This window comes from Corynebacterium sp. HMSC036D03, from assembly GCF_001836185.1.
GTDB classification, from domain to species: Bacteria; Actinomycetota; Actinomycetes; order Mycobacteriales; family Mycobacteriaceae; genus Corynebacterium; species Corynebacterium simulans.
In genome coordinates, this window is sequence record NZ_KV827746.1 from 178,680 (window position 1) to 194,420 (window position 15,741).

At 58.8% G+C, this 15,741-nt stretch carries 16 protein-coding genes; 11 read left to right on the forward strand and 5 right to left on the reverse strand.

Annotated features, from left to right (window positions below):
• Positions 1-17 precede the first annotated feature (17 nt).
• From HMPREF2692_RS09190 to HMPREF2692_RS09200, 3 genes are all read right to left on the reverse strand, one after another.
• Positions 18-557 (reverse strand): hypothetical protein, encoded by a 540-nt coding sequence (locus tag HMPREF2692_RS09190; protein ID WP_070455716.1) that lies wholly within the window; start codon positions 555-557, stop codon positions 18-20.
• A gap of 25 nt (positions 558-582) precedes the next feature.
• Positions 583-1,725, reverse strand: coding sequence for an HNH endonuclease signature motif containing protein (locus tag HMPREF2692_RS09195; RefSeq protein ID WP_070823441.1), 1,143 nt, complete (start codon positions 1,723-1,725; stop codon positions 583-585).
• Between the two features lie 106 nt (positions 1,726-1,831).
• A complete protein-coding gene (locus tag HMPREF2692_RS09200) occupies positions 1,832-3,139 on the reverse strand; it encodes a M20/M25/M40 family metallo-hydrolase (protein ID WP_062036344.1) in 1,308 nt (435 codons plus the stop codon).
• A 77-nt stretch (positions 3,140-3,216) separates the two neighbouring features.
• On the opposite strand from HMPREF2692_RS09200, the gene bioB reads away from it, so the two are divergent.
• The 3 genes from bioB to HMPREF2692_RS09215 are packed head-to-tail and all read left to right on the forward strand — an operon-like array spanning position 3,217 to position 5,392.
• Positions 3,217-4,197 (forward strand): biotin synthase BioB, encoded by a 981-nt coding sequence (bioB, locus tag HMPREF2692_RS09205; RefSeq protein WP_070455713.1) that lies wholly within the window; start codon positions 3,217-3,219, stop codon positions 4,195-4,197.
• A complete protein-coding gene (locus HMPREF2692_RS09210; RefSeq protein ID WP_061919918.1) occupies positions 4,197-4,439 on the forward strand; it encodes a biotin synthase auxiliary protein BsaP in 243 nt (80 codons plus the stop codon). Before bioB ends, HMPREF2692_RS09210 begins: the two co-directional genes overlap by 1 nt.
• A 29-nt stretch (positions 4,440-4,468) precedes the next feature.
• The gene (locus tag HMPREF2692_RS09215) at positions 4,469-5,392 is read left to right on the forward strand and encodes a Sir2 family NAD-dependent protein deacetylase (protein ID WP_062036340.1); all 924 of its coding nucleotides are present in this window, start codon (positions 4,469-4,471) and stop codon (positions 5,390-5,392) included.
• Here the strand turns inward: HMPREF2692_RS09215 and HMPREF2692_RS13000 are convergent.
• Positions 5,292-5,843, reverse strand: coding sequence for a hypothetical protein (locus HMPREF2692_RS13000; RefSeq protein ID WP_141740995.1), 552 nt, complete (start codon positions 5,841-5,843; stop codon positions 5,292-5,294). The genes HMPREF2692_RS09215 and HMPREF2692_RS13000 overlap by 101 nt on opposite strands.
• Positions 5,844-5,934: 91 nt before the next feature.
• Between HMPREF2692_RS13000 and HMPREF2692_RS09220 the strand changes: the two genes are divergently transcribed.
• From HMPREF2692_RS09220 to HMPREF2692_RS09240, 5 genes are read left to right on the forward strand one after another with little or no spacing between them, the layout of a single operon-like run.
• Complete coding sequence (locus tag HMPREF2692_RS09220) at positions 5,935-7,722, forward strand: HtaA domain-containing protein (RefSeq protein WP_070455709.1); 1,788 nt, start codon at positions 5,935-5,937, stop codon at positions 7,720-7,722.
• Between the two features lie 29 nt (positions 7,723-7,751).
• Complete coding sequence (locus tag HMPREF2692_RS09225; protein ID WP_070497474.1) at positions 7,752-8,804, forward strand: heme/hemin ABC transporter substrate-binding protein; 1,053 nt, start codon at positions 7,752-7,754, stop codon at positions 8,802-8,804.
• Positions 8,788-9,852, forward strand: a complete 1,065-nt coding sequence (locus HMPREF2692_RS09230; protein WP_061919926.1) for a FecCD family ABC transporter permease — start codon at positions 8,788-8,790, stop codon at positions 9,850-9,852. The genes HMPREF2692_RS09225 and HMPREF2692_RS09230 overlap by 17 nt, the downstream gene beginning before the upstream one ends.
• Complete coding sequence (locus HMPREF2692_RS09235) at positions 9,849-10,658, forward strand: heme ABC transporter ATP-binding protein (protein ID WP_070497476.1); 810 nt, start codon at positions 9,849-9,851, stop codon at positions 10,656-10,658. The genes HMPREF2692_RS09230 and HMPREF2692_RS09235 overlap by 4 nt, the downstream gene beginning before the upstream one ends.
• Positions 10,659-10,702: 44 nt before the next feature.
• The gene (locus HMPREF2692_RS09240; protein WP_070433347.1) at positions 10,703-10,951 is read left to right on the forward strand and encodes a hypothetical protein; all 249 of its coding nucleotides are present in this window, start codon (positions 10,703-10,705) and stop codon (positions 10,949-10,951) included.
• Here HMPREF2692_RS09240 and HMPREF2692_RS09245 read toward each other — a convergent pair.
• Positions 10,948-11,925, reverse strand: coding sequence for an esterase/lipase family protein (locus HMPREF2692_RS09245; protein WP_083291043.1), 978 nt, complete (start codon positions 11,923-11,925; stop codon positions 10,948-10,950). The two genes, HMPREF2692_RS09240 and HMPREF2692_RS09245, sit on opposite strands and share 4 nt — an antisense overlap.
• A gap of 319 nt (positions 11,926-12,244) precedes the next feature.
• Here HMPREF2692_RS09245 and amn point away from each other — a divergent pair, with 319 nt between their 5' ends.
• From amn to HMPREF2692_RS09260, 3 genes are all read left to right on the forward strand, one after another.
• Positions 12,245-13,648, forward strand: a complete 1,404-nt coding sequence (amn, locus tag HMPREF2692_RS09250; protein WP_070497478.1) for an AMP nucleosidase — start codon at positions 12,245-12,247, stop codon at positions 13,646-13,648.
• 43 nt (positions 13,649-13,691) lie between these two features.
• Positions 13,692-14,207 carry a phosphoribosyltransferase gene (locus HMPREF2692_RS09255; protein WP_061919934.1) on the forward strand — a complete coding sequence of 172 codons (516 nt, stop codon included), beginning with the start codon at positions 13,692-13,694 and terminating at the stop codon, positions 14,205-14,207.
• Positions 14,208-14,302: 95 nt separating this feature from the next.
• Positions 14,303-15,703 carry a SulP family inorganic anion transporter gene (locus HMPREF2692_RS09260; RefSeq protein ID WP_061919935.1) on the forward strand — a complete coding sequence of 467 codons (1,401 nt, stop codon included), beginning with the start codon at positions 14,303-14,305 and terminating at the stop codon, positions 15,701-15,703.
• Positions 15,704-15,741 lie beyond the last annotated feature (38 nt).

Here is a 15,741-nt window from a genome sequence, read left to right on the forward strand (position 1 = left end):
CCAGATATTCACTGAAATCAAGGCAACAAGCACGATGATTCCGCCAATGAGGTTTGTTCGCAGCGGTTCTTGTTCAACCTCGCTCCACCGGCCGCGGAAGATGAAACCCATCGGGGCGAAGGTGAGCACGCCGAAGTCGGAAATGCCGACGAGGATTTTTCGCCGATACTCAGCGATACGTTACTGACAGCAACATAAAGTAGCTGCAGAGCACACATCGCTGCGGCGCCAATGAGCCACGGCCAGAATGCCATTGCCCACTGGGCTTTGCGGTCATCCCCGGCGAAGCGCTTGATGTACGGCGCAAAGTGCCAAGCGGTGGCGAACATGCCTGCCACACCCACCGCGCACATGACTAATTGCACCCATGCGGGCCAACCGAGTGCATCCACAACCGTTGCTGTGTCACCAGCGCCAGCGGGCGTGATGACGAAATAACACACGCCTTCCATGATGGAAGCAAAGCTGAACCAGATCCACACCAGGCGTCTCGGTTGTAGCAGCGAGCAGATGATACCGCTGAGCAGGCTAAAGATAGGTCCCGCGGCAGCAATCAAAGCAGTGTGCGAGGCATGGTTGTGACTAGCTCTTTATCTCCTCCTTTAAAGCAGCGGCCTGCTCGTGGGCACGGCGGCGCCTACTTGCGATGGCCTGCGCGAAAGTCTGCGTCCAGTTCTTCTCCGCGATGGGGCCGGTGGGCTCGGTGGCTTTCCACGTCCCATCTTCGAAGAGCCAGAAGATATCCCCGGTGTATGGGTCCATGATGTAGAAGGCTGTGCCATCCGTCTTGATGTTGTGGTGGTGTTGGCACAAGCAAGCAAGGTTTGCGGGGGTTGTTGGGCCACCGTCGGCGAAATTGACGCGATGGTCCGTTTGGCATTTATAGGCCGGATGGTTGCAGCCCGGGTAGCGGCAGGTGCCGTCGCGGCCCTCAACATACTTTCGGATGTTCGCCGGAGTGATGTAGTTCTTGCTCTCGGCGTATGGGTCGACCTCGTGGACCTCCGAAGGGGACACGGGAGTACGGGACCAACCGTGGCCTTGGATGAAGGTTGGCGCGCCGGGGATGTCAGTTGCTTGGTAGGTGTGCAGGATAACCTTTGGCTTGGCCTCGCCGAGGATGAGGCGCGTCATGGCCTGAGCGAGTGGAATCTGCTCGGCCTCGGCGAAGGCGCGTACCGCCTGGTCGACGCTCGCGATGGTTTCTGGATCTGCTTCCAGCGTTACGGAGAATGGGTCGGTGCTGTATCGACCATGGCGGCGCGTATCTTGCAGGGCAATCGTGTCATCTTCGGCGCTAATGAGCTCATTGAGTTTGCGCTTGATATTTGCTTGCGTGGGCGGGACTTGGTTCGCACGCTTTGGCGTGAGGTACTTGGTGATGCCTGCGTCGATGCGGGCGAGGGCGTCGGCAAGCGGTTCCCCAAGCTTGTCTAAGGACTCGTTGATGGCGATAAGCCGATCTAAATCTAGGTGGAGGTAGCGCTCTTGGAGAGCATGTAGTTCTGGCATGGATTCGAGGCGATCTAAAGCCATGAAAATTTTGGATATGCGCGTAGGGCTAACGCCGGTGGCAGAAAACATTCTCTGCACCGCGAGCTCAATTTCGTTATCGAATTCCGGCAGATGCTCGCGCCAGAAGCGCAGCTCTGCATGCCGGATTTGTGCGGCGGCTTGGGCTATTTCGTCTTCGGGGTTGGTGTGAGAGTGGTAGGGCACTTTCATAGCAAGAGGTTCCTCACCGTTAAAGTGTTTCGAACTAACTTACGAATCACACTTTAAAACATGCCCCGGACACGGCTTGCCGACGCCGATTTTCCCAGGTAGTGACCTACTTTTCGGAAGAGAGGAAGCGTGTTACAAGTGAGTCATAAGCGCGTACTGTAAGCTCCAAATCCTCGAGATAAAGATGTTCGTCGTGGCTGTGTAGCTGGGAGTTGGCGCTCGCCATATCGCGGGCTTCGGCGTGCATGGCAAAGCCATAGGCGTTGCCGCCCATACGGCGCGCGAAACGCAGATCGGAACCACCCGTGGCGTGGACTGGAACCACATCTTTATCAGGGAAGAACTCTTTGGAGGTTGCCTCAATCGCGTGCCAGAGCTTCGTATCGGTAGAAGATTGCGTGGCGTCTTCCGTAATCAGGTGCTCGATTTCAACCTCGTCTGCAAGATCTCCTAGCGCCTCGCGCAGGAAGTCATCGAGCTCATCCTGGGTCTGGCCTGGGAAGGGGCGGATATCCATCTCCAGGTAGGCGTGGGAAGGCAGCACGTTGATTGCGCCGCCAGCACGTAGGACGGTCTCGGCGATGGTGGTGTGGCTAAAGGCGTGAGCGTACGCGGCAAGATCGCCGAACTTCGAGTAATCGCCGGTACCTGCAATTAGTGCCGCCTCTGTTTCTGGATCGAACTTGAAGGTCTTGACGAATCCCTCCCAGATCTCATTCGAAGCAACCGGCGGTTCAGCAGCGGCGATGCGGCGTGCGACCTCGCCGATCTTCAAAATTGCAAAGTCCTTGCCATAGGGCGTGGATCCGTGGCCGGCGTCGCCATGCACGTGGATGCGGCGCTGGCCGGCGCCCTTTTCGCCCACATTAAAGCCCACTGCGTCGGGTAGGTGGCTACCGCCGGTCTCGGACAGGCAGTTCTTCCACGAAAACGCATCCGGGTGCTGCTCCGACATGAACTTCACTCCGAGCCCGCCGCGGGCTTCTTCGTCGGCCATGCCTACGAATGCAAGGGTGCCGCCCGGGTTGCCCTCCTGAGCAATCTTGCGGGTGACCGCCGCCATGGAGGCGGTAATAAAGAGCATGTCGACGGCGCCGCGGCCGTAGAGCTTGCCGTCTTCAATGAGGGCGTCGAAAGGCGGCTTGGTCCACTTTGGCTCGTCAACGGGAACCACGTCCGTGTGTCCCATGAGGGTAAGCGGCTCTTTTTCTGGATCGCCTGGGACGGTGACAACGATGCTTACGCGCGAGGGGTGGGATTCATAACGCGCGATGGAGACGTCGGTGCCCGCGAAGAACTTCTCCAAGGTGTCGGCGTTGCGCACCTCGTTGCCGGAGTCCGGCGTGAGGTCATTGACGCAGGCATTGCGGATGAGTTCTTGCAGTAGTTCCAGGGTGTCGTCGTAAAGCGTCATGCGTTTAAGGGTAGTCGCCGGGTGAAATTTCGGTTCTTTTAACAAAAATTGAACGACGTTCAAGTACGCTGCTCTCCATGAGCATTATCGATATCGCCCGTGATAAAGCCCTAGGCCAGGGAATTGGTCTCAGCCAAGAAGAATTGCTGGAAGTGCTGCAGGTTCCGGATGAGCAGCTCGAGGAAATCGCAGACATTGCGCACCAGACTCGCCTGAAGTGGTGTGGCCCGGATGTTTCCGTGGAGGGAATCATCTCGATTAAGACCGGCGGTTGCCCGGAGGATTGTCATTTCTGCTCACAGTCCGGTCTTTTTGAATCCCCGGTGCGTGCGGCCCGCCTGAACATTCCGGAGTTGGTGGAGGCCGCCAAGAAGACCGCCAAGACTGGTGCGACGGAGTTTTGCATCGTTGCCGCTGTAAAGTCGCCGGATGAGAACTTGCTTTCCCAGGTCGCGGAGGCAATCCCAGCGATTTTGGATGAAGTCGATATCGAGATTTCTTGTTCCCTTGGCACGCTGACCCGCGAACAGGCGCAGCGCCTGAAGGACATGGGTGCCCAGCGCTATAACCACAACTTGGAGACCTCCCGTTCCTTTTTCCCCAACGTGGTGACTACGCATACCTGGGATGAACGCAAGGAGACCCTGGAGAACGTGCGCGCGGTGGGCATGGAAGTATGCTCCGGCGGCATCATCGGTATGGGTGAGTCCTTGGAGGATCGCGCCGAGTTCGCGTACCAGCTCGCGCAGATCGAGCCTTGCGAGGTCCCAATGAACTTCCTCGATCCGCGCCCTGGCACCCCATTTGCGGATTACCCGCTGGTTCCGCTGGGTGAAGCGCTGCGCGCCGTTGCCGCTTTCCGCTTGGCGATGCCGGCTGTGACCTTGCGCTTTGCAGGCGGCCGCGAGCTTTCGCTTGGCGACGACGGCACGGAGAAGGGTCTGCTCGGCGGCATCAACGCGATCATTGCGGGCAACTACCTGACCACGCTTGGCCGTCAGATTGAAAAGGACGTCGACATGCTGGGCCGCATCGATCTGCCGATCAAGGCTCTGTAATGGATGAGTTGGCTGCTGCCGTATTGGCAGGGGAGGAGCCAATCTTCCATCCGAATACCGGCGAGCCGTTTAAAGACGCGCACCTGCATCCAGCGGCGGCCGCCGGCTTGGACGTGCCGCGTTTTTGCCAGATCTGTGGCCGCCGCATGGTGGCGCAGGTCCGCCCGGACGGATGGAGCACGAAGTGTTCGCGCCACGGAGAGTTGGATTCGGATTGGCTCTACGTGGAGACCCTTCCCTAGCTTGGCCCGAGTTGTCCTAAATTGGAGGCATGGATCCCGCCGTTGAATTAGCCCACAAGTCCGCGTTGCGTTCTATTGAGCGCGTCGTCACGGAGACCGCGGAACCGACGCAGCCAGGGCTTGCGCTTAGCGACGTCGCCAAGCAACTGCGTGCAGGTGGCGTCATGGTGCTCACGGGGGCGGGGGTGTCCACGGAGTCGGGCGTGCCGGATTATCGCGGCCCGAAAGGTTCGTTGAGCAGGCATCGACCCATGACTTACCAGGAGTTTCGGCACGATCCCGCGGCCTCGCACCGCTACTGGGCGCGTGCCTTTGTGGGCTGGCGCGTGATGGATACTGCGCGCCCGAATCGCACGCACTACGCCTTGGTGGAGCTCGAGCGCGCCGGGCTGCTCAGTGGGCTTGTCACGCAGAACGTCGATGGCCTCCACAAGGAGGCGGGGCAGAAAAATGTCGTTGCCTTGCACGGTGACATGAAGCACGTGGTTTGCCTGAACTGCGGGAACGTGGAAGAGCGCGAGCTTTTCGATGTCCGCGCGGAGACCCTCAACCCGGGCTTCTTAGCGCGCTGGGGGGTCAGCGAGGACCAGGTCAACCCGGACGGTGACGTGGCGCTTTCGCAGGAGGCCGTCGATGAGTTTGTGATGCCGCCCTGCGTTGTGTGCGGCTCACTGCTCCTCAAGCCGGACGTGGTCTACTTTGGGGAACCGGTTCCGGCCGCGAAGAAGGATGCGGCCTATGAGATTCTGGCTGGATCGCGCTCCCTGCTGGTGGTGGGCTCCTCGCTGGCCGTGATGAGCGGTTTCCGTTTTGTGCTCGACGCCAAGAAAGCGGGTAAGCGGGTATCCGTGATTAACGGTGGTCCGGGGCGTGGGGATAATCGTGTGGATACGCTGTGGCGGACGCAGGTTGGTCCGGCTTTTGACGAGCTGCTCGACGAGCTGTCCATATAGGGTTCAGTCCCGGCATAAACCAAATGATGAGTGCCGCAACGAGTGCACTGAGTACACCTACGTGAAGTAAGTACTTGACCGGCGTGAACCACCACGCCGCCAGCGTGCCCGCGATGATCAACAACCACAGGGAGGGGATGACGTAGCCGGATGCCACGGTGGTGTTTTCATACCAATTGAGGTTGGGGAAGCGCCCGCGTGCTTCCGCGCGGATGCGGCGCTGCGGTTTGTGCGTTTGAGCCACGGCGCAGAAAAGGACAAATGCGAGCCCAGCGGCCCCAACGATGAGGTTCCCGGTTGCTCCGCCGAATACGAGAGTGGCTACGGCCACGGCGATGGCGATGCGTTCGCCTACCGTGAGCGGTAGGCCGACTGCTGGATCTACATCGGGGTAAATGTTGCGGAAAGCGTCCACGGAGGGGGTGTTTTCTGTGGTCAAAGAGGGGTACACGGTTGACGCCTGCCTTTTAAGTTAGGTAAGTATAACATGCATTAAGTAAGCCTAGCCTATCTAAATCTCTTCGTTAAGGTGACTCACTCTCATGAAAAGAACCCTTCTTGCATGCCTTGCCTCCGCGTTCTTGGTTGCAGGTCCGGCCGCTGCGCTGACACCCCAAACAGCCCATGCGGCAGAAAACTGCACCTGGAACTGGGGAATTAAGCAATCATTCCGCAACTACATCAAAGGCAACATTGCACATGGTTCGTGGGGCGCAAATGGCATTGGTTTCACAGGTGATGAACGCGGTCAGGGTGCGTTTACCTTCACGCCGACAAAGGCCAGTGTGGAAGGGGACTCGGTGGTGATCCCCTTCAACGGAAACCTCAGTTTCAAGGGGCACAACGGCGTCCTTGACATGAACTTGTCCGACTTCCAAGTCCACGCCTCGGGAAACCGCGCAGAGATCTCGGTGGACTACGTCTCTTACGAGCTCGATAGATCCGCCATGGCCCGAGGCCAGGAAATCCGGGGTGACAATGAAGTCATTGCGATTATTGACCTGCAGAATCCGGTCAAACCCGAGAGCGGCTCGGTCAACCTCACCGGCTCCACCACTTTGACGCAGGGCGGAAATCGCCTCTTCACCGGCTTCTACGAGCCCGGCGAAGCCTTGGATCCTTCCTCGGGAACCGTGGGCCTTGATGGTAGTTGCGCGGCAGGCAAAGGCACCGGCGATGTCCCAACGTCGATCACTGGTAAATTTACCGGCTTCAACAAAGAGGCCATGGCAATCCTGTCCGAGACTAACGACACCATGAATGGCATCACCACGTTCATGGGTAACACCGAGAAATTCTTGAGCCAGCTCAAGTCCTTTTATGGCGATTCCGCTGGTAATTCCGGTGGTACTGCGGCAGGCGGCTCCAACGGGGCATCGCACAGCGCAGCGCAAAAAGGTGGTGACACCAAGAGTACGGGTGCGTCTACAGCTTCCGGAAACGGAAGCCAGTCCGCAGGAACCAAGGCCGAAACGGGAACGCAGGCTGCAGGAGCTGCGGCTGCAGGAAGCGCTGGCAACGGGGACGAGAAGTGCGAGGCCACTGGCGTTACCCAAGCTAGCGCTGCATGGGGTGTAAAGAAGTCCTTCCAGTCCTACATCACTGGCTCGATTGCGCAGGGCCGCTGGGACCTTAACGCAGTGGGTTACGAAAATGAGCGCTTCACCTTTAACGGCAACTCCGGCGCTGTAAACGGGAACGCAGGCAGCATTCAGTACTCCGGCTCGATGCACTTTAGCGGTCACCACGGCAAACTCGATCTTAATATCTCCAATCTCGCGGTCACCTTCAACGGCAACTCCGGGCAGCTGATTGGTGACGTCAGCTCTTCCAACATGGAAGGCGAAAAGAAGGACTTTGGCCGAACCGTAATCGGTGATCTCAGCTTCAGCTCCCTCGACGTGGGAGAAAACTCCCTACAAGGTGAGGCGAGCGTGGCCCTGAGCGAGACCGGCTCCGAGGCTTTTGCTGGTTTCTATGAGCCAGGCACACAGCTGGATCCGCTCTCCATCAGTGCAGACCTAGGAGGCAGCGCAGATTGCGCTGCCGTCACAGGCGGTGGCTCTGGCGCCGCGGGCACCTCCGGCGGATCTAAATCCGGATCTACTGGTGCTGGCGCGGCAGGCAAGAACGCAGACGCAGCATCGCTGACAGGCGGCGAGTCGCAGGGCTACCAGGACGGATCTGGCAACTTCAAGATCAAGTCTGCCGCAGCGCAGGACAAGGGCTTTGAGTGGGGCGACTCCCGCACCTACCTGCTGCTGCTCATCGCCGGACTCGTGATCGCGGGCGGCTCTACCAGCCGCTTGGTCATGCAGAACCCGGCTTAACCAGCTTAAAAAGAGAAAAGACCTAAAACATGAAAAAACTCTCCGCTATTTTTCTGACGCTGGTGTGCGCGCTGACTCTCGGCGCGTGTGGCGTCCAAGGCGGGTATGAGGACCTAACGAGTGAACTGCCCGCAGCAGATAGCGTGAGCGACCCTCGTTCCTTTACCGGACTAAGTAACGTCAGCGACTTCAAAGACATCGAACCAGTGGCGGATTCCGTGGAACCGCAGCTGCCAGTAGAACTCACGGACGCTGACGGCAACGATGTGACCGTCAATGACGTCTCGCGCATCTTGGCTCTCGACATCTATGGCACCTACACCAAATCGCTGACTGGCTTAGGCCTAGCGGACAACATCGTCGGTCGCACTGTTTCCTCAACCGAACCCAACCTGCAGGATCTGCCGGTGGTTACCGAAGGCGGACACAATATCAATGTTGAGGCTGTTCTCTCGCTCGAGCCCACGCTGGTGATTGTCGATCACTCCATCGGGCCGCGCGACGCAATCGATCAGATTCGCGCCGCTGGCGTGACCACTGTGGTCATGGAACCGCAGCGCACCATCGATTCGGTTGGCGAGGACATTGCGAAGCTTGGCGGGGTCGTCGGCCTGCCCGAAGAAGCAAAGGAGCTGGGGGAGAGGTCAATTAAGGAAATCGATGAGGCGAAGGCCGCCATCGCCGAGCTGGTGCCAGACGAGCCCATGCGCATGGCATTCCTCTACGCGCGTGGCAACGGTGGTGTCTTCTTCATCATGGGAGAGGGCACGGGCGCCCGCGACCTCATCGAGGGAGTCGGTGGCGTGGATCTCGGAACCGAAAACCATCTGTCCTACGCCGAACCAGCAAACGCCGAGGCCTTGGCCAAGATCGACCCCGAGGTGATCATCATGATGACCAACGGCTTGGAGTCGACCGGCGGAATCGACGGCCTCATGCAGCGCCCAGGTGTCGCACAGACCACTGCCGGAAAGAAGCAGAGAATCGTCACCATCCCGGATGGGCAATCCTTGGCTTTCGGGCCGATGACGGGGCAGACGCTCATCAAATTGGCGAAGGCAGTTTATGCTCCAGACGCTTAATACAACGCTGAACGCACAGCCTGACGTTTTTGAGAAGCGCCAGCGCAAAAGAACGTGGGTCTTCATCGTCCTGGCGGTGCTGCTGTGTGCCGCTGCGCTGGTCTCCATCGTGTTGGGCCAGTACTACGTGCCTGTGCAGGATCTGTTTCCAATCCTTGCCGGCGGTCCGCACCAAGAGGCCTTGTCCGCCAATGTGGTGTGGGAGATTCGCCTTCCACGAATCGCACTGGGCTTTTTGGTCGGGGCGTCGCTTGGCGTGGCTGGCACCTTGATGCAGGCCGTCTTTGCCAACCCCTTGGCAGAGCCCTCCATCATCGGCGTGACCTCCGGCGCTGGCGTGGGCGCTGCCGTGGTCATCGTCTTCAACGTCTCCTTGCTGGGCACCTTCATCGTGCCTGCCGCAGCTTTTCTCACGGCACTTGCCGTTACCGCGTTGATCTATCAACTCGCTCGCCATGGCGGACGCGTGGCCGTTGTCAACCTGATCCTGACCGGCATCGCTATTAACGCAGTGTGCAATGCGGTCATCTCCTTCATGGTTTATCTGGCGCCCACCGCCAACCGGGAGCAGATCATTTTCTGGCAAATGGGATCCCTCAACGGCGCGCAGTGGAAGCACGTCTGGGTGGTGCTGCCAGTGGCTGCATTAGGAGCGTTCGTGGCTTTCCGCTTGGGTGAGCAGCTCGACGCCTTAGCCTTGGGCGAACGCGCGGCGGGGCATATCGGCATCAACGTCCAAAGGTTGCGTATCGCCGCGATCGTTGCTTCTGCGGTGCTGACCGCGGGCGCAGTGTCCTTTGCTGGCCTCATCGGTTTCGTGGGACTCATCGTGCCGCACCTGTTGCGCACCATCGTGGGGCCTGCGAACAAAATCTTGTTACCAGCCTCGGCTCTTGCTGGCGCGGTACTCATCGGGTTTGCCGACGTTGCTGCACGTACGCTGATTCCCTTTGCGGACTTGCCCATCGGAATCTTCACCGCGCTAGTGGGTGGCCCCTGTTTCTTTGTGTTGTTGCGGCGGATGATGCGAAAGGGGATGCACTCATGATTTCGGTGCGGGGACTTACTGTTGAAATTGGGCACCGCAAGCTTGTCGACGCCGTTTCTTTCGACGCACAACCTGGCGAGGTTACGGGTCTCATCGGGCCGAATGGCGCCGGCAAATCGACGGTATTGGCCGCGGTCGCGGGAGACCTTGAATACTCCGGAAGCGTACAGCTGGCTGGGCTTGACCCCACGGGGCTTTCCCCAAACGAACTGGCCCGTCTGCGGGCAGTGATGCTGCAGGATGTTGGAGTGTCCTTCGAGTTCTTAGTGCGCGACGTGGTTGCGATGGGCCGAAGTCCGTGGGCGGGCACTTCATCTGAGGCTGAGGATGAAGAGATCGTCGCCGCGGCCTTAGCTGCTGCCGACGTCGCGCATCTGGCCGGCCGTGACGTCGTTACGCTGTCGGGCGGTGAGCGGGCACGGGTTGCTTTGGCCCGTGTGCTCGCGCAGCAAACCCCGGTTATCTTGCTCGATGAACCCACCGCTGCCCTGGATATCCACCATCAGGAGCAGGTACTTTCCTTGGCCCAAGCACTGGCTAAGCAAGGCGGAATTGTAGTCCTTGTGGTGCTGCATGACCTCAACGCTGCTGCCGCGTATTGCGATCACATCGTGTGCATGGCGGACGGGAAGGTGGTGGCCCACGGAACCGTGCCGGAGGTCTACGCCGATGCGGTCTTGTCCGAGGTTTATGGATGGGACATCACGGTAGCTGAGATCGATGGCCGGCTGTGCGTGTTGCCGCAGCGCTGTCCGCCCACGGGCATCGACTCACTTATCTCCACATACAAATTGTCCAACATTTAAATCGACCAATACTCAAATCTCAACACTTTGTCTAAGGAAAAATCATGCGAAAACTAGCCCTTGTTGTCGCGCTCTCCAGCTCCCTTCTCTTGGCACCGCAGGCGAGCGCCGAGCAAACATGCGACCCCACCCAAACCTGTGCGGAACCAGCACCGCAACAGACCTCCAGCTTCGCTGAAGCATGGAATTACATCTTGGGTTTGACCGCGCTCGGTGGAATGTTTGCCATCATCGGTCATGCGATCATGAAATCGGGGCTACTTCCCGCAATGCCAGCGCTGCCGAGCATCTAGTTAATGAGCTTAAGGAGCGTGCGTACGATGGCGTGCACACGCTTGTCCAGTGGCATGTCCTCGTGCATGACGACGGCGCGTTTGTCGAAGTCCTGAACGTAGATGTTGCGCACGGTGCCGTCCTTGACCTTGCTGCCGTCTAGGAAGCACGTCTCGGGAGGAACCACCACGGCGTCGTTCTTCGTGGCGATGCACGTGTAGGTCACGCCGGGCTCGAGGTCGCCGTCGACGTTTGTATCGAGGAGGATCTTACTTCCGACGATTTGCTGCATGCCGGCTGGTCCGAACCAACCATCAATGATGGAGCGCATCACCGCTTCTTGGCGTCCGCTGCGCACAAGTCGGCTGACGATTCCGCCCTGCGTCGTGCCGTGGTTGGGGGAGCTTAGGCAGATGAGATGGCGGACCTTTTCGGCGCCGCCATCGATGCGCATCCAGTAACGGGCTAACAGCCCACCCTGAGAGTGACCGACGAGGATAGCTTTTTCTACGCCGGTAACGTTGAGGACTGCATCAATGTAGGAGCCCAGTTGTTGAGAAGACTCAGGGATGGGCTGGGTTGCTCGGTTGCCGTAGTCAGGGGCAAAAACTGCCCATCCGTCCTCGCGGAGTTGGGTGCCGAGCAGCTGCCAGATGCCTTTAGTGTCGCAGGTGCCGTGAATGAGGATTACTGGCCAGGGCCGCTCCGGCGTTGGGTGGGCGGACCAATCGTCCTCGAAGATGCCGCGGGGTTTGATGCGTGCGCCGAGGGGGAGGGTGGCTGCGGTGTCCGCTTCTAGGATCTTTTCTCCGGGCGTGGAGTCGGGGCGTGCGTGGAGGCGCGAGGCGATTTCTTGGGAGACGTCCTCGCGCAACGCGATTGCGGTTGCAGGGGTTGCGATTCCATAGCGCGGTGAGTCTTCACTGGGGCGCCAAAACTTCCCGAGTTGCGCGGAGATTGAGTTTCGCAATTCAACGATCGGATCTGGTGCCATGTGTCAAAATTGTACCCTTGATCCATTTATGCACGTCATGGGCAGTTTTATGAAGCAGTTTAAAAATTTTGGAAAACGCTTGACCATCATCCAAAAGTTTTATAAACTAAGGCTTGCCTAATCACGGGCGGTTACTTGGGAAGATGCGCTCCACTTCTTTACCAGGTGCCGAAGATTAGTCATGGGGAGAGGGCCCGCCAGTGCGCAGCTGGCGGGCCCTCGTTAATTCAATAGCCTTGGGGCAGTCTAGCGGTCCCTCGACGGTTTCCCGGCACCGTTGAAGCTGCCGAAATGGTGTACCCGAATTACACTCGCTGGCATGACTGACCTGCAGCATGCCCACTTTGTTGAAGAGGCAGTATGCCATCTCATCGAGCTCTATGACAGCTCGTGCTCCGTCGCGCGTAAATCCCTCGCGACGGGGGATTTCGATCGTTATAGGCACGTGGTCTATCCCAAAATCACTGTGCACGTGCGCGAATGGCAGCCCATCGACCGTTCCGAACCCTTTGGATATGTGGACCAAGCTGGCCGCTTTTCTGCCGTCATTTCCAAACCTCAGCTCCTGCGTGATTACCTCACGGAGCAGCTATCAAGGCTGACGGAGAACTATCCCTGTGACATTTACGTAGGCCAGTCGAATGAGCTCATTCCACCGGAGTACATCCGTGACGCCGGCTCAGTGCCCGAGAACCGCGGTGAGATACCGCGCCCCACTCTGGACGAGGTCAACGATGCCATCATCGACGGCGAGTGGAAGGCCTTCCACGGTAAGGAAAAACCGCTCTTCCACTTTGGCCCGCAGCGCTTCGACATCGCGTGCGCGCGCATCGAGCACTACACCGGCATCGAGGTCGACACGGTGCAGAAGTACATCCTGTTCACCAACTATGCCATGCACACCACGGAGTTTGTGAAGTTTGGCCTGCGCGAGCTCACCAAAGAGGATTCCCGCTACACGGCGCTGGTGTTGCCTACTGGGGAGACGATCCACTCGAATGACGCCGTGCTTCTCGACGTCGACGAGCTCACCCTAACCTCCCGCTATCAGATGCCACGCTTTGACCTCATCACGGCCAGCGGGGACGGAATCACGATGATCAACATTGGCGTTGGTCCATCCAACGCCAAGACAATCACGGACTGCCTTGCTGTCCTGCGCCCCGAGGCGTGGATCATGATCGGGCACTGCGCTGGACTGGACGGCCGCATGCGTATCGGCGACCTCATCCTGGGTAACGCCTATCAGCGCGAGGACCACATTCTCGACCGCAAGGTGGGCGCGGGGAATCCGATTCCCGCTATACCTGAAGTGCAGCGCATGCTGGAGGCCTCCGTGCGGGAGGTCTACGGTGACGATAATCCTTTGATGCGTACCGGCACGGTGCTCTCGACCGACGACCGCAACTGGGAATGGCGCACCTCCCGCGACCTGTGGGAGTGGCTACAGCACTCCACCGCTGTGGCGGTGGATATGGAGTCCTGCACGCTGGCGGCAAACGGTTACCGCTACCGCGTTCCTTATGGCACGCTTCTGTCCGTCTCCGATTTGCCTTTGCATGCCGTCCCCAAGCTGCCCGCACAAGCGCAGGCCTTTTACTCGAACTCTAAGGAAGCGCACGTGATGTGCGCGGTGCGCGCAGTGGAGCAGCTAGCAGGAAATCCCTCCCGTTTGCACACAAGAAAGCTCAGAAGAACTTTGGGCGAGGTTCCTTTCCGATAGACTATACGAAAAGATTCGTCGGTCGAAGGAGCAGGCAAGCCGCATGAGCGTCCCAGAATGGTTTAACTCAGAACGCGAGAACCTCACGTGGGAAACATTCGGCGAGGCAAGCCGAGCGCTCTCCCAACAAGTCATTGATTCTGGGTGGTTCCCTGATCTCATCGTGGGCGTGGCCCGTGGCGGCCTCATCCCAGCAGGCGCCATCGGCTATGCAATCGGCGTCAAAGAAATGGGCGCAATCAACGTGGAGTTCTACACCGACATCGGTGCGACCTTGCCCGAGCCAGTTCTGCTTAACCCGCAGCTGGATATCGAATCCTTGCAGGGCAAGAAGGTTCTGGTGGTCGATGACGTGGCCGATTCTGGAAAGACCCTCGATCTCGTGGTCAACCTGCTGGCGGAAACGGCCGCTGAGGTGAAGTCAGCCGTTATTTACACCAAGCCCACGACCATCTTTGAGCCGGATTTCTCGTGGAAAAAGACAGATGCCTGGATCAATTTTGCGTGGTCGGTTCTGCCTGTTATCACTGTTGACGGTTCTTTTAGGGAAGGGGCCTAGGGGCCGCTAGAGTATGTGCGGTGTCTCAACAACCCGCACCTACTTCTGTTCTCGGCAGTTTTAAATATGCATTTTCTTCGCCAGCGCGCTTTCGTATGGAGGTCTTCGGCGGCCTCGCGGTAGCGCTGGCGCTGATTCCTGAGGTTCTCAGTTTTTCCATCTTAGCGGGGCTCGATCCGCGCGTAGGTTTGTTTGCCTCGGTGATCATGGCAATCTCCATCGCGTTCACCGGCGGACGCCCCGCGATGGTTTCTGCGGCGGCGGGCGCGGTGGCCTTGGTTATTGCGCCGTTGTCGCACAGTCACGGCCTTGACTATGTGGTGGCCACCATCATGCTGGCCGGCATCTTGCAGATCATCTTGGCGATGCTGGGCGTCGCCAAGCTTATGCGTTTCATCCCGCGCTCGGTGATGACCGGATTCGTCAACGCTTTGGGCATCATGATGTTTACCGCGCAGCTGCCGCATCTTAAGCATGTGCCGTGGATGGTATACGTGCTGGTGGCAATGGGGCTGGTGATCATGCTGGTGCTGCCGCGGCTGACCACGGTGATCCCTGCGCCTTTGGTGACCATCCTGGTGGTCACGGTGTTGGCTATTGCTTTCGGGTGGAAGGTCCCGGACGTGGCCGACCAAGGTGAGCTGCCTACGAGCCTGCCGGGATTGTTTATTCCGAACGTGCCGCTGAATCTGGAGACGCTCGAGCTCATCGCTCCTTACGTGGTTGGCGTGGCTCTGGTGGGACTGATGGAATCGCTGCTGACGGCGAAGCTCGTCGACGACATTACGGACACGCACTCCGATAAGACGCGCGAGTCCTTAGGCCAAGGCGTGGGAAACATCTTGTCCGCACTGATTGGTGGAATGGGTGTGTGCGCGATGATTGGCCAGACCATGATCAATGTGAAGGGCGCGCAGGCACGCACGCGCTTGTCGACGGTCCTCGCCGGCGTCTTCCTGCTCATCCTCGTCGTGGTCTTGGGGGAGACCGTCGGCCGCATTCCTATGGCGGCGTTGGTAGCGGTGATGATTATTGTCGCTGGTACGACCGTGGATTGGCATTCGATTAACCCGCGCACGCTGCGGCTTATGCCGCTTTCGGAAACAGTGGTCATGCTGGTAACCGTGGTGGGCACCTTGCTTACCCACAACTTGGCAGTGGGTGTGGTCGCCGGTGTGCTGGCGGCGTCGGTGGCTTTTGCTCGCCGCGTGGCGCATTTCGTGTCGGTGGACTTGGAGGGAAACACCTACTTTGTGCGTGGGCAGCTTTTCTTCGCGTCCTCGAACGATCTGGTTTATGCCTTCGACTACACGTTGCCGGAAGAGCACGTGGTTATTGACCTAAATGGCGCCGAAATTTGGGATGCCTCCACGGTGGCGACGCTGGATTCGGTGCAGGAAAAGTATGCCGACCGCGGGGTCGAGGTGGAATTCCGGGGCTTGGATGGTGCGAGCTTGCAGCGCTTGGAGCGTCTGAGCGGCAAGTTAGACAGGTAGTTCTTTTGGTTGATTTTCTCCTTAAATATTGATTTTTA